The 13,649-nt window shown below is 68.9% G+C and carries 14 protein-coding genes; 6 read left to right on the top strand and 8 right to left on the bottom strand.

Going from position 1 to position 13,649, the window contains the following annotated elements; all coding sequences use genetic code 11:
• Positions 1 to 14 precede the first annotated feature (14 nt).
• The 5 genes from BWI15_RS39195 to BWI15_RS01710 form a co-directional block, all read right to left on the bottom strand.
• Positions 15 to 167 carry a hypothetical protein gene (locus BWI15_RS39195; protein WP_168197249.1) on the bottom strand — a complete coding sequence of 51 codons (153 nt, stop codon included), beginning with the start codon at positions 165 to 167 and terminating at the stop codon, positions 15 to 17.
• A 75-nt stretch (positions 168 to 242) separates the two neighbouring features.
• Positions 243 to 1,112, bottom strand: coding sequence for a carbohydrate ABC transporter permease (locus BWI15_RS01695; RefSeq protein WP_077012625.1), 870 nt, complete (start codon positions 1,110 to 1,112; stop codon positions 243 to 245).
• Positions 1,113 to 1,117: 5 nt separating this feature from the next.
• The gene (locus tag BWI15_RS01700; protein WP_077012476.1) at positions 1,118 to 2,170 is read right to left on the bottom strand and encodes a carbohydrate ABC transporter permease; all 1,053 of its coding nucleotides are present in this window, start codon (positions 2,168 to 2,170) and stop codon (positions 1,118 to 1,120) included.
• 91 nt (positions 2,171 to 2,261) lie between these two features.
• Positions 2,262 to 3,581, bottom strand: coding sequence for an ABC transporter substrate-binding protein (locus tag BWI15_RS01705; protein WP_077012477.1), 1,320 nt, complete (start codon positions 3,579 to 3,581; stop codon positions 2,262 to 2,264).
• Positions 3,582 to 3,903: 322 nt separating this feature from the next.
• Complete coding sequence (locus BWI15_RS01710; RefSeq protein WP_077012478.1) at positions 3,904 to 4,323, bottom strand: cobalamin B12-binding domain-containing protein; 420 nt, start codon at positions 4,321 to 4,323, stop codon at positions 3,904 to 3,906.
• A gap of 178 nt (positions 4,324 to 4,501) precedes the next feature.
• Between BWI15_RS01710 and BWI15_RS01715 the strand changes: the two genes are divergently transcribed.
• From BWI15_RS01715 to BWI15_RS01725, 3 genes are all read left to right on the top strand, one after another.
• The gene (locus BWI15_RS01715; protein WP_077012479.1) at positions 4,502 to 5,398 is read left to right on the top strand and encodes an esterase/lipase family protein; all 897 of its coding nucleotides are present in this window, start codon (positions 4,502 to 4,504) and stop codon (positions 5,396 to 5,398) included.
• A gap of 251 nt (positions 5,399 to 5,649) precedes the next feature.
• Complete coding sequence (locus BWI15_RS01720; protein ID WP_237771082.1) at positions 5,650 to 6,540, top strand: M23 family metallopeptidase; 891 nt, start codon at positions 5,650 to 5,652, stop codon at positions 6,538 to 6,540.
• Positions 6,541 to 6,738: 198 nt separating this feature from the next.
• Positions 6,739 to 8,064, top strand: coding sequence for a lanthionine synthetase LanC family protein (locus BWI15_RS01725; RefSeq protein WP_077012627.1), 1,326 nt, complete (start codon positions 6,739 to 6,741; stop codon positions 8,062 to 8,064).
• Positions 8,065 to 8,391: 327 nt separating this feature from the next.
• Here the strand turns inward: BWI15_RS01725 and BWI15_RS01730 are convergent, their stop codons facing one another.
• Complete coding sequence (locus tag BWI15_RS01730) at positions 8,392 to 8,955, bottom strand: hypothetical protein (RefSeq protein WP_077012480.1); 564 nt, start codon at positions 8,953 to 8,955, stop codon at positions 8,392 to 8,394.
• Between the two features lie 145 nt (positions 8,956 to 9,100).
• Between BWI15_RS01730 and BWI15_RS01735 the strand changes: the two genes are divergently transcribed.
• The gene (locus BWI15_RS01735; RefSeq protein WP_077012481.1) at positions 9,101 to 9,559 is read left to right on the top strand and encodes a hypothetical protein; all 459 of its coding nucleotides are present in this window, start codon (positions 9,101 to 9,103) and stop codon (positions 9,557 to 9,559) included.
• A gap of 38 nt (positions 9,560 to 9,597) precedes the next feature.
• Here BWI15_RS01735 and pcrA read toward each other — a convergent pair whose 3' ends face one another.
• Positions 9,598 to 11,922 carry a DNA helicase PcrA gene (gene pcrA, locus BWI15_RS01740; protein ID WP_077012482.1) on the bottom strand — a complete coding sequence of 775 codons (2,325 nt, stop codon included), beginning with the start codon at positions 11,920 to 11,922 and terminating at the stop codon, positions 9,598 to 9,600.
• A 140-nt stretch (positions 11,923 to 12,062) separates the two neighbouring features.
• Between pcrA and BWI15_RS01745 the strand changes: the two genes are divergently transcribed.
• Both BWI15_RS01745 and BWI15_RS01750 read left to right on the top strand, forming a co-directional pair.
• Positions 12,063 to 12,662: a ClpP family protease gene (locus BWI15_RS01745; protein ID WP_077012483.1), complete on the top strand. Its 600-nt coding sequence runs from the start codon at positions 12,063 to 12,065 to the stop codon at positions 12,660 to 12,662.
• The gene (locus BWI15_RS01750; RefSeq protein WP_077012484.1) at positions 12,659 to 13,276 is read left to right on the top strand and encodes a ClpP family protease; all 618 of its coding nucleotides are present in this window, start codon (positions 12,659 to 12,661) and stop codon (positions 13,274 to 13,276) included. The genes BWI15_RS01745 and BWI15_RS01750 overlap by 4 nt, the downstream gene beginning before the upstream one ends.
• A gap of 22 nt (positions 13,277 to 13,298) precedes the next feature.
• Here the strand turns inward: BWI15_RS01750 and BWI15_RS01755 are convergent, their stop codons facing one another.
• Positions 13,299 to 13,634, bottom strand: coding sequence for a YnfA family protein (locus BWI15_RS01755; protein ID WP_077012485.1), 336 nt, complete (start codon positions 13,632 to 13,634; stop codon positions 13,299 to 13,301).
• Between the last annotated feature and the right edge of the window lie 15 nt (positions 13,635 to 13,649).

Below are 13,649 nucleotides of genomic sequence, written 5' to 3' on the forward strand. Positions count from 1 at the left end.
GCGCCGTTTGCCGTTCAGCGGTTGCGACGGTCGCGGTCCTCGCGATCGCGGCGGTCGCGTTCTTCCTGTTCGCGGCGGTCGCGTTCGTCCCGGTCCCGCCGTTCGGCCTCCTCGCGGGCCGCCCGGTCCTCCCGGTCGCGCCGTTTCTGCTCGTCGCCGTAGCTCACGTCATACCTCCAGCTGTCAGACCAGCGACGATACGCCGTCCCGGGTCACCGCTTTCACCACGACGTTCCCTGTCGCTACTTGACGCCACCGGCGGTCAGGCCGGCGACGATGCGGCGCTGGAAGATCAGTACGGCGATCACCAGCGGAATGGTGACAACCACACCGGCCGCCATCTGGCTGCCGAACGGTTGGTCCCGTCCGGACGCTCCGGTGAACTGCGAGATCACCACGTTGGCGGTCTGCAGCTCCTTCTTGTTGATCATGCTCAGCGCGATCAGGAACTCGTTCCAGGCCGCGATGAACGTGATGATCGCCGTGGTGAAAACACCCGGCGCCGCCAGCGGCAGGATCACTTTGTAGAACGCCTGGGCCGGCGTACAGCCGTCCACCATCGCCGCCTGCTCCAGTTCCCGCGGCATCTGCCGGAAGAACGTGGTCAGCGTCCACACCGCCAGCGGCAGCGCGAACGACAGGCTGGGCACGATCATCGCCTGGTAGGTGTTGATCCACTTGATGTCGATGAACAGCTTGAGCAGCGGGATCACCAGCGAGATGCCCGGGAACATCGACGTGGTGATGATGATCGCCAGCACCACGTTCTTGAACCGGAACTCCAGCCGGGCCAGCGTGTAGGCCGCCACCATGCCGATGATCAAGGTCAGGATCGTCACCGTCCCGGCGACCAGCAGGCTGTTCAGCAGCGCGCGGCCGAAGCCGGTACCCGGCTTGAAGACATCGGTGAAGTTGGTCAGCGACCACGTGGTCGGGATGATCGAGTTCTCGAACTGGTCGGTCGGCCGGCGCAGCGCCGAGACGACCATCCAATAGAACGGCGCCAGGCAGTAGAACACGATGATCGCCACACCCAGCAGCGGTGCGTACTTGCGCAGCGGGCCGGCCTCGGCCGCCTTGACGTCGATCTTGGCCGGAGCGTCGTTTGCCATCGCCATCAGACTCCACTCCCTACACCGCTCATGCCGGCTGCGGACCCCATCGCGACGCCCGGAGGCGCGCTGTCGCGGTCCTTGCCCTTCTTCGACTTCTTCTTCTGTACGGCGTCACCGAGCACGTCAGCGCCCAGCAGTTTGACGAACACGAACGCGACCACCGCGACGTACAGGAACAACAGCGTCGCGTACGCGGCCGCCGGGCCGTAGCGCGTCTGATTCGCCTCCAGGTAGGCCAGGATCGACAGCGTCTCCACCGACTGCTTGTTCGGTCCGACCAGCACGAACGGCAGGTCGAAGATCCGCAGCGTGTCGAGGATGCGGAACAGCACGGCAACCAGCAGCGCCGGCTTGACCAGTGGCAGCGTGATCTTCAGGAAGGTCTGGAACGGACTGGCACCGTCGACCTTCGCGGCCTCGTACACCTCGTCCGGAATGGTCTGCAGGCCCGCGAGCACCAGCAGCCCGATGAACGGCGCGGTTTTCCAGGTGTCGGCGACGATCACCGACAGCACCGACTGCCAACCCTCGGTCGACCAGAGGATCTGGGTGCCGAGCAGCGCGTTGGCCGCGCCGTCGGCCTGGAAGATCCACTTCCACAGCAACGCCGACACCACGGTCGGGATCGCCCAGGGCACCAGAATGCTGGCGCGGACGATGCTGCGGCCCTTGAACGCCTTGTGCATCACCAGGGCCATCGCCACCCCGAGCACGGTCTCCAGGACCACGCACGTGACGGTGAAGAACGTGGTGTTGTAGAACGCGTTCCAGAAACGTTCCCCGGTCTCGCCGGAGAAGATCGCGGCGTAGTTGTCGAGACCGACGAACTCCGAGCCCTTGATGACGAACCCGGACTCGTCGATGCGCTGGCCGCTCGTGTACAACGACTCCCGCAACGCCGAGAGGATCGGGTACACGACGACCAGGACCAGGACGATCAGGGTCGGCGACAGCAACAGCGCGGCCAGCCGCCCGGTGCCCTCGTTGAACGTCGTCTTGCGGACCTTACCGGTCTGCGCCGGCGGTCGCTGCGCAACCGCGTTGGATGCACTCACCTCTGCCTCCTTCTCTCCACGGCCTCGCGGCGGTGGGGACAGGCCGGGGCCGGCACGCAGCGTTCGCTGCGTACCGGCCCCGCCGGTTCGATCATTGCGTGATGAGCGTGCTCAGCTTGGTCTGCAAGCCGGCCAGCGCATCCTTCGGAGGTGTCGTGCCGGTCAAGGCGCCGTAGGCGGCTTCCTGGATGGCGGTGGTGACATCGCCGTACTTGACCACCTTCGGCCGCGACTTCGCGGACTCGATCGAGGCCTTCAGCGGGGCGAGGTACGGGAACTGCTTGTTCAGCGCCGGGTCGTCGTACAGCGAGGCCCAGGTCGGGGCCTGCGACGTCTTCTCGACGTTGGCCTTCTGCCGCTCCTCGCTGGACATGAACTTGATGAAGTCGGCCGCGGTCGCCTTGTTCTTGGCGAACTCCGAGATCGCGTAGTTGTGCCCACCGAGAGTGGACACGCCCGCGCCCTTGAGACCCGGCAGCGGTGCGACGGCGAACTTGCCGGCGATCTTCGACGATCCGTCGGTCTTGTTCGCCAGTGCGTACACGTACGGCCAGTTGCGGTGGAACAGGAGGTTGCCCTCCTGGAAGGCACGCCGGCCGGGCTCTTCCTGGTAGGTGATCGCGGCCTTCGGGATCATTCCGGACTTGAAGCCGTCGACGAGGAAGTTCAGGCCCTCGAGCGCTTCCGGCGTGTCGACGTTCGGCTTGCCGTCCTCGCCGACCACGACACCACCGGCACCGTTGATCGCCTCGGAGAAGTTGACCGTGAGGCCCTCGTACTTCTCGAACTGGCCGGCGTAGCAGTTGATGTTCTTGGCCTCCGGCAGCGCCTTGACCTTGGCGCAGGCGTCCTTCATCTCGGCCCACGTCGTCGGCGGCTTCACACCGGCCTTGTCCAGCAGGTCCTTGCGGTAGTACAGCAGCCCACCGTCGGACGTCACCGGAACGGCGTACAGCTTGTCGCGGTACTTTCCGGTGTCAACGGTCGACGGCAGCAGCTTGCCGAGATCCGGGAACTGGTCCTCGGGCAGCTCGGTGACCCAGCGGTTCGCGGCGAACTCGGCGGTCCAGACCACGTCCAGGTTCAGCACGCTGAACGAGTCGGACTGGTTCTGCGCGTTCTGGATCATCTGCGCGCGCTGCTGGTCCGCGGACTCGGGCAACTCCGAGACCGTGACCTTCTCATCCGGATGCTGCGAGTTCCACGCGTTGACCTGGTTGGTCAGGTTGCCGGAAGTGTCCTTGCCGGTGGCAAACGTGATCGGCCCGCGCCCTTCGAGCGCTCCCCCGGCCGCACCGCCGCCGCCACCGCTGTCCCCGTCGTCACCGCCGCACGCGGACGCCAGCAGCACCAGGCCGCTGGTCACGGCCAGCGCGACCGCCCTGCGTGCGTGTGATCGTTCAAACCTCATCGTGTACCTGCCCTCTCCCGATGGGATCTCACTTGGTCCTGCGCGGGCCGTCCACAGTCCCCCACCACGCTGCGATCCGCCCTGTCCGGACAGTAACCGAGATCGGGGGCGATGTGTCCTGAGCCACACACCTCACCGACTGCCTGTTCGAGACAAACGCATGGCTGTATGCGACCGCGATTCGACAGCCCGCACAACCAGGTGTTTCTTAACGATTCGGTATTACCGATTAGTAACTTCTCTGAAACGACCGAACGGCTCCAGAACGACTGCGCTCGGTCGTCGTCACACTCCGGAGCGGATCGACGGCTCCGGATGCACCTCAGGCCGTGGCGGCCGAGGCGTCCCCGACGTTGCTGCGGACCCACTCGACGATCTCCGTGGTCGGAGCGCCGGGAGTGAAGATCCGCTGGACCCCGAGCTCGGCCAGCGCAGCCAGGTCGGCGTCGGGAATGATGCCGCCGCCGAACACGACGATGTCGTCGGCGCCGCGGGCGGTCAGCAGCTCGCGGACTTTCTTGAACAGCGTCATGTGCGCGCCGGACAGCACCGACAGACCGATCGCGTCGGCATCCTCGGCGATCGCGGTCTCGACGATCTGCTCCGGCGTCTGGTGCAACCCGGTGTAGATGACCTCCATACCGGCGTCGCGCAGCGCCCGGGCGACAATCTTCGCGCCCCGGTCGTGCCCGTCCAGGCCCGGCTTGGCGACGACGATGCGCAGGGTGCTGGTGGCAGACATGGATCGGCCTTTCAGTACTGGAGCGCCGCGTTGCGTCCAGATTCGCAGATTAGCCGAGGCGCACCTCACGGATAAGACACGAAGCCGTGTGTTCCCCGCCACGCGATCTGGGAACCGGTTACCGTGAAAGAGGTCGGACCAGTGGCGCGGGGGGTCTGATGCGAGTGAGGAGACGCCGATGAGTGCAGAGGCGGTCGAGCAGCCCGGAGAACCCGAGGCTGACCTCGCATCGAGCAGTGCGCGCGGCGGTCTGTGGGCCGCCCTGGACGGACTCCGGTACGGCGCCCGCTCGGCGCTGTCGCCGCGCGTCCTGCAGGGCGCGGCGGTCGAGATCGGATGGCTGACAACTCACCTGGCGATGTATCCACTCGGCCTGGTCGGCGGCGCCGGCAGCCGGGCCGACCGGCTCACCCTGGACGGTCTCACCCCGGCCCAGCGCGGCCTGCTCGTCGGCGACGTCCGGGCCGCCGGTACGCCGATCCTGCTGGCGCACGGGATCGTCGACAACCACACCGTGTTCGCGCTGATGCGCCGCAACCTGCTGCGTCGCGGGTTCAGCCGGATCCACACCTTCTCGTACTCACCGCTCACGCTCGACGTCCGGTCGACGGCCGAGCGGATGGCCGCCGAGGTCGAGGCGCTGTGCAGGGAATCCGGGTCCGATCAGATCCACATCATCGGTCACAGCCTCGGCGGACTGATCGCGCGCTACTACGTCCAGCGCCTCGGCGGCGACGAGCGCGTGCACACCTGCGTCACCCTCGGCACGCCGCACCAGGGCACGATCGCGGCGCGCCTGCTGCCCTGGCCGCTGGTGAAGCAGCTGCGGCCGGAGAGCGACCTGATGGACGAGCTGGCCGAGCCGGCGCCGGAGTGCCGGACCAAATTCGTCGCGTTCTACAGCGACGCCGACCAGCTGATCGTCCCGCAGCGCCGAGCCCGGGTCAGGCATCCCGACCTGATCGCCGAGAACGTCCGGCTGCGCGGCGTCGGGCACATGTCGCTGCCGTTCCACGGCGAGGTGGTGCACCGGATCACCGGCGTACTGGCGCATCTGGACGAACAGGTCGCCTGACGACGCGAAAGCAAACTTGCCGGATCTTTGTCAGCATCTCGGCCGGAAAGTCGTTGACCCGGCAGCTTCCCAGGCGGGCGAGCGGATGCACGTGCAGCGGCGCATGCAAAAGTTTCGTGAAGCCGGTCAGAAAAAGGGGGTGGCAGGGTTTGTCGCCTCGTGACCCATCCGTTATGGTGCTTGAGCCCGCCAGGGGAATAACCTTCCGGCGGGCAGACAGTGCCCCTCCCCTGTGACCGAAAGGCCACGTTGTGTCCCAGCACCGTGCCGCGGGCAACCGCGTCACGCCGAGCAACAGTGCTGCGCGCAAGACCGGCGCATCACGTCACAGTGCCAAGCACCGTGTAGCGCGGCGTAACACCCCAGGTAGTACCCAGATCGTCGGTCTCACCGCGGCTCTCGCCGCGGCAGCAGGAGCAGTCGGCTTCAGCCACAGCTCTCTGGCGTCGCCGACCCAGGCGAACTCCGCGGTCAACATCGCCGCCCTGTCGGGCAGCAGCCAGCTCTCCGAGGTCACCACGGCCCGGATCGAGCGGCGTCAGCTCGCCACCCGTGACTCCTCCCGGGTCGAGCTCAGCAGCACCGAAGCCACCAAGAAGCAGGCCGCGGCCGACCGGCTGTCCAAGGCCCGCGCCGCCAAGCTCGACGCCACCCGCGCGCTGACCGCCAAGCGCGCCTCCGCCCTCGCCGCCGCCAAGGCCGCCGCGGCCGCTGCCGAGCAGAAGGCCCGCGAGTCGGCCACCCGCTGCGAGATGATCATCAGCGACTACCGCATCACCGCCACCTTCGGGCAGGGCGGCAGCCGCTGGGCCGCGAACCACACCGGCACCGACTTCGCCGCCCCGATCGGCACCCCGATCCGCTCGGTGATGAAGGGCGAAGTGATCTTCGCCGACTGGGCCGGCCCCTACGGGCGCCAGGTCAAGGTGCGCCACGACAACGGCACCGAGACCTGGTACAACCACATGTCCAAGTTCAGCGTCGAGGTCGGCGAGACCGTGTACGCCGGCGACCAGGTCGGCGCGGTCGGCGTGACCGGCAACACCACCGGCCCGCACCTGCACTTCGAGGTCCACCCCGACGGCGGCCCCGCGATCAACCCGATGCCGTGGCTGCGTGAGGTCTGCGGTCTCAACCCCTGATCTTCGGTTGTCCCCTGTGCCCACTGGTCTTGTGCCCATGGCTCCGGCCCGGAAAACGGGTCACCTGACGATCGGCGGACCGCTTGGGCCCGCCGGCCTGCGTCCGGCGGCTCGCGAGGCCCTGTGCTCCTCCAGTGCCCGCGCGTCGGCATGTAGGCCGCGGCCGGACGGCGTACCGGCGGGTGGCACCATGTGCCGGTGACTAGTGCAGGCGAGAGCTATCGCGCGACCGCCGAGGCCGCCTGGTTGTGGGCGATGCGGCAGGTCCGGTGGGCCGACGACGGGCCATGGTTTCCGGAATCGCTGGTGGCCGACGTCGAGGCCGACGTCCCGGACGATCGCGACAGCATGCACAGCGGGATCGGCGGGCTGGCGCACACGCTCGCGGAGATCCGGCTGGCCCGGCCGTGGACCGCGCTGGAGAACGACCTGGCCGACGCGGCGGCCGAGCGGTTGATCCGCGAGATCCCGCAGTTGTCGGATGTGTCGTTCTTCGACGGGCTGGTCAGCACGATCGGTGCGCTGGTCGCGCTCGGGCGGCTGGACGGCGTACGGGCTGCTGTGGAGCGGTTGCAGGAGCTGGCCACGGACGACGGGTGGCCGCAGACGTTCGCGATGCCGCCGCGGTACCTGACGGACGCCCGGCTCAACGACCTGACGCTCGGTACGGCGGGGGTGCTGCTCGGCGGCGTGTGGGCCGCGCGGCACGGGGTGGACGGCGGTCTCGACCTGGCCGAGCAGGCGGCGAAGGTCTTGCTGGCGGAGGCCGAGCCGACCGAGGTGGGCGTGACCTGGCCGTTCGTGCCGGAGCGGTTCCGGACCCAGCCGGGGACCGAGATGCCGAACCTGTCGCACGGCGTCGCCGGGATCGTCGCCACGCTGGCCGCGGCGGGCGTCGCGCTGGACCGGCCGGAGTGGGTCGCGCTCGGGGTGCGCGGAGCCGAGCATCTGGTGTCGATCGGGGTCACGGACGGGCGCGGATTCGTCGTACCGCGGTACATCCCGTCGGGCATCAACGACGAGGACGACTTCACCTACACGTGGTGCCACGGGGCGGCGGGGACGTCACTGGCCTTCGCCGCGCTGGATGCCGCGGGGGCTCCGCCGATCGCGGGGGTCGCGGCGAGCGACTGGCGCCGGCGATGCCTGCACAGCGTCCGTACGTCGGGGTTACCGGCGCGGCTGCGCCCGGGGTTCTGGGACAACGACGGGCGCTGCTGCGGTACGGCGGGGGTGGGCGACATCTTCCTCGACTCCTGGCACCGGACCGGCGACGAGGACGATCTGGAGTTCGCGCGGGTGCTGGCGGACACGCTGGTCGAGCGCGCGATCGAGGACGAGTCGGGCACGTACTGGCGTTTCCTCGAGCACCGGAACGAGGAGCCGCTGCTGCCGCCGAGGGTCGGCTGGATGCAGGGGGCCGCGGGGATCGCGGCGTTCCTGTTCCACGCGGCGCGGGTGGTGGAGCAGGGGCGTGCGGCGGAGCCGCAGTCACGGATGGACACGTGGTGGGCGTCGGCCTGAGGGCCGACCCGCCGACGTGCACCACCGACCAAGCGCCTCGTCACCCGCCTCGTCCGGCGCGCGCACGCCTGAGCGACCAGCCGCCAGGGAGGTTGGTCGGTGCTGCACGTCGACGACAGACACCCAAGCGACGCGGACGGCCTGACACGGGTGTCCCACCACACCTGAACCGCGGACCTGCAGCACTCACCAACGCCCTTGCGACTCGCTTTGCCGGCGCGGCGCACGCCAGGACCAACAGTCCCCAGCGAAATTGGTGAGTGCTGCAGGTCCGCGGTTCAGGTTGACCGACCGGACGCCGGATCGGCGCGGCCGGGTCGGCGAGGATCAGCGGCGCCAGACCTCGGCGGTGGTGAGGAAGGCGGACGACCCAGGGCGGTCCGGGGAGCCGTCGACCTGGACGCAGCCCGGCACGGAGGCGCCGCCGATCGAGACCGTCGCCGAGCGGACCGGGGCGATCACCAGGCTCAGGCTGTGCACGCCCTCGGCGAGCTGGAAGGTGTCGGTCGCGAACAGCCGCCGGTCGAGTACGCCGCCCATCTCGATCTGGATGTCGGCCGCCTTCGCGCTCAGGCCGTCGGCGAGGTTCATCGACACCTGGACGAGGTCCCGCTCGACCGCCGGCTCGTGCCACGGCAGGCCCTGCACCTCGAGGAACGACCGGACGAAGTACCGCTCCAGCCAGGACGCGAGGTCGACGTCCTCCGACACCACCCGGACGATCCCGTCGAACCACAGCACCACCGCCGTACCGGAGCCGCGGACCGACCAGTCGACCATCCAGATCGAGGCGTACGCCGTGACGCGGCCGTTGTCGTCGAACAGCCTGAGGCCAGGGTTGGCTCCCGCCAGGATGATCCGGCGGTGCGAGCTGTCGACTGCCTTGGGCATGGGAGGACCTGTCGTCCGGGGAGGGCCGAAGACCCAGAGTGACCCACGCCGGGGCCAGAACGCAACGCGAATGCCCAATCCGAGCCGGTGACATGGGACGATCGCTGCTTTCCGACGGCTGTGCGCAGCCAGACAGGTGGGTCCGATGCAGGCCGACGGTCCGGTCCAGTGGACGGCGACGCTGCGTGACGAGGGGCGGCTGGTGCTGCGCCCGCTGCGCGGTCGCCTGTCCCTCATGCTCTTCGTTGCCGCTGGCATCCTTCTGCTCAACGGCACCAGAACCGTTGGGGTGCTGTCCGGCGGCGGCACCTGGGGATGGAACGAGGTGTTCCGCGCAGTGCTGGCGGTGTTCGCGGCGGGGGCGCTGGTGGTCCTGCTCAACAACCTGCGCACCGGTCGCTGGACGGTGGTCGTCGACGAGGACGGCGTCGCGGTCGGCCGCCGGCGGCTGCCCTGGGCGGAGATCGCGAACGTTCGCTCGACGAAGGACCAGGTGTCGGTGAACCCGTACTCCGGGGAAGAACTCCGCATCACCAACTACACGCTGACCGATCCAACGGCGTTCGCGGACTGGCTGAACCGCCAGCTCGCCGCCCGCCGCTGACGCGGGCCCGCGCCGGGGCGCGCCCGCCGAGCGGCGTACTAGATCTTCTCCACCGGCGCGTACCGCAGCAGCAGGCGCTTGACGCCTTCGGAGCCGAAGTCGATGTCGGCCTGGGCCTGCTGGCCCTCGCCGCGGACGACGACGACCGTGCCCATGCCGAAGCTGTCGTGCACCACCCGGTCGCCCGGGTTCAGGCTGATCACCGGCTTGTCCGACGCGGACGACGTCCGGCGGGCCGGCTCGTACCGGCTCGGGATGCCGCTGCCGGTGCTCGTCCCGGTGCCCGACCAGCGGGTGATCGCCGACTCGTCGCGGCGCCAGTCGAGCAGCTCCGGCGGGATCTCCTCCAGAAACCGCGACGGCGGGTTGTGCTGCGGCGCCCCGTACGCCGAACGCACCGCCGCCCGGGAGATCGCCAGCCGCTGCCGCGCCCGGGTGATCCCGACGTACGCGAGCCGCCGCTCCTCCTCCAGCTCCTTGAGGTCGGTCAGCGACCGGGAGTGCGGGAAGACGCCGTCCTCCATCCCGGTCAGGAACACCACCGGGAACTCCAGGCCCTTGGCCGTGTGCAGCGTCATCAGCGTGACCACACCGCCGTCGTCGGCGGCGTCCGGGATCTGGTCGGCGTCGGCGACCAGCGCGACGCGCTCCAGGAACGCCTGCAGGTCGGACGGTTCGGACGCCGCGGTGCGCTCCTCGACGAACTCCCGGGCGACCGAGATGAACTCGTCCAGGTTCTCCAGGCGGGTCTCGTCCTGCGGGTCCGGGGACTTCTGCAGTTCCTCGTAGTACCCGGAGCGGTGCAGTGCGACGTCCAGGATGTCGTCCGGCGGGGCGCCGGAGTCGACCATCGCGGTCAGCTCGTCGAGGATGTCCACGAAGGCCTGGACGGCGTTGACCGATCGCGACGCCATCGCCGGCGCGTCCTTCGCCCGCCGCATCGCCTGCGCGAACGAGATCCGGTCCCGCGCCGCCAGCGCCTCGATCGCCGCCTCGGCCCGGTCGCCGATGCCGCGCTTGGGCACGTTCATGATCCGGCGCAGCGAGACGGTGTCCTCGGGGTTGACCAGCACGCGCAGGTACGCGAGCGCGTCGCGGACCTCCTTGCGCTCGTAGAAGCGCACGCCGCCGACCACCTTGTACGGGTGGCCGGTGCGGATGAACACTTCCTCGAACACCCGCGACTGCGCGTTGGTCCGGTAGAACACCGCGACGTCGGACGGCTTCACCTTGTCGGTGTCGGCCAGCCGGTCGATCTCGTCGGCGACGAACTGCGCCTCGTCGTGCTCGTTGTCCGCGACGTACACCGCGATCTGCTCGCCCTGGCCCTGGTCGGACCACAGGTTCTTCGCCATCCGGCCCTCGTTGCGGCTGATCACCGCGTTCGCCGCGGTCAGGATGGTCTGGGTGGAGCGGTAGTTCTGCTCCAGCAGGATCGTCTCGGCGCCGACGAAGTCCTCCTCGAAGGCGAGGATGTTGCGGATCGTGGCGCCGCGGAAGGCGTAGATCGACTGGTCGGAGTCACCGACCACCATCAGCTCGGCCGGCGGCGCGGTCGGCCCGTTGCGGCCCGGCTCGTCCTCGCCGCACAGCTCACGGATCAGCGAGTACTGCGCGTGGTTGGTGTCCTGGTACTCGTCGACGAGCACGTGGCGGAACCTTCTGCGGTAGTACTCGCGGACCTCGGGGAAGGCCTGCAGCAGGTTGACCGTGGTCATCAGCAGGTCGTCGAAGTCCAGCGCGTTGGCCTGCGCGAGCCGCTCCTGGTAGATCCGGTAGCACTCGGCGTACTTCTCCTCCAGATGGTTCTCGGCTTTCGAGGCGGCCGACTCGTGGTCGACCAGCTCGTTCTTCTGGGTGGAGATCCAGTTCAGCACCGCGCGCGGGTTGTACTGCTTGACGTCCAGGTCGAGCTCGCGGCAGACCAGCGTCATCAGCCGGCGCGAGTCGGTGGCGTCGTAGATCGAGAACGTCGAGCTGATCCCGAACCGCTTGATGTCCCTTCTGAGGATCCGCACGCAGGAGGAGTGGAACGTCGAGACCCACATCAACTTCGCCCGCGGTCCCACCAGGTCGACGACCCGCTCCCGCATCTCCGCGGCCGCCTTGTTGGTGAACGTGATCGCCAGGACCGACCCCGGATGCGCATCCCGCGCCGCCAGCAGGTACGCGATCCGGCGCGTCAGCACCCGGGTCTTCCCCGACCCGGCGCCCGCCACCACCAGCAACGGCTTCCCCGCATGCACCACAGCAGCCCGCTGCTGCGGATTCAGCCCTTCCAGCAGCGCCTCAGGGTCGGCCTTCACCTTCCTGGGCTGCTCGAGCGGCACCGGAAGTTCGTCAGGAGAAAACAGCGTAGTCATCGCCCACCAGGGTAGGCGCTGCCACCGACAACCCCCGAACGGCGGTGCGCCCGCGGCTCCCGCGGGTTGTTGGCTGAGAGCAGAGTTGCTGGGAGCAGAAAAGCTGGGGTACGGCGTACCGGCGCGGTCATGGTGGGTGCATGGCTGAAGAGAACAAACCACCCATGTTCGGGGAACAGGCTCGGTTGCAGTTGTTGCGGCGGCGGGTCGTCGTGCTGGACGGAGTGCTGAACGACGACAACGGGACCCTGCTCGCGACGCAGATACTGACGCTGGCGGCGGAGGATCCGGGGACCGACATCGCGTTGTGGATCCACTCGCTGGGTGGGTCGGTGCCGTCGATGCTGGCGATCCGGGACGTGATGCGGCTGGTGCCGTGTGACGTGGCGACGGTGGCGTTGGGGCTGGCGTGCAGTGCGGGGCAGTTCCTGCTGTCGGCGGGGACGAAGGGCAAGCGGTACGCGCTGCCGCACGCGCGGGTGCTGATGCACCAGGGGTCGGCGGGGATCGGTGGGTCGGCGGTGGAGATCGAGATCCAGGCCAACGACCTGCGGCACATCCGCGACACCGTGCTCGGGCTGATCGCCGAAGACACCGGGCAGCCGGTGGAGACCGTGTACGAGGACTCGCTGCACGACCACTGGTACACCGCCCGCGAGGCGATCGAGTTCGGGTTCGTCGATCACCTGGTCGAGTCGTTCGACCAGGTCATGCCGGTACGGACGGAGGCCGCCCGATGAGCACCTACACGATTCCCAACGTGATCACCCAGAGTCCGCGCGGTGAGCGGATCATGGACGTCTACTCGCACCTGCTGTCCGAGCGCATCATCTACCTCGGCACCGGCATCGACGCCGGCGTCGCGAACGCGATGATCGCCCAGCTGCTGCACCTGGAGGCGGACAAGCCCGAGCAGCCGATCAACCTCTACATCAACTGCGAGGGCGGCGACATGACCGCGATGCTCGCGATCTACGACACCATGCAGTACATCAGTTCGCCGATCGCGACGTTCTGCATCGGCCAGGCGATCGCCGCCGGCGCGGTGCTGCTCGCGGCGGGCGAGCCCGGTCAGCGCGCCGTCGTGCCGCACGCTCGCGTCGTACTGCACCAGCCCGCGGCCCGCGGACAGGGCACCATCCCCGACCTCATCCTGCAGGCCGACGAGGTGGTTCGCGTCCGGGCCGAGGTCGAGGAGATCCTCGCCGCCCACACCGGCCAGACGGTCGAACGCCTGCGCCACGACACCGACCGCGACCACGTGCTCAGGGCCGAAGCGGCCCGCGACTACGGCATCGTCGACACGGTCATCCAGCACCGACGCACGCTCACCGCCTTCGCCGCCGCCCGCTGATCACCAGTACGCCGTACGCCGCTCAGGTGCCGCGTGGGGCGTACATGATCACGACGACGCCGACCAGGCAGATCGCCGCCCCGACCAGGTCCCACCGGTCGGGGCGGAAGCGGTCGACCAGCACGCCCCACGCGAGCGAACCGGCCACGAACACCCCGCCGTACGCGGCGAGGATGCGGCCGAAGTTCGGGTCGGGCTGAAAGGTCGCGACGAAGCCGTACGCGCCCAGCGCGAGCACCCCGCCGGCGATCCACCACAGCCCGCGGTGCTCACGCCAGCCCTGCCAGATCAGCCAGGCGCCGCCGATCTCGGCGACCGCGGCCAGTACGAACAGCGCGATCGAGCGAACGACCGTCATCGGCTACCGCCCAGG

Origin of the sequence: Kribbella sp. ALI-6-A (genome assembly GCF_001984195.1) — a bacterium.
Taxonomy (GTDB): Bacteria; Actinomycetota; Actinomycetes; order Propionibacteriales; family Kribbellaceae; genus Kribbella.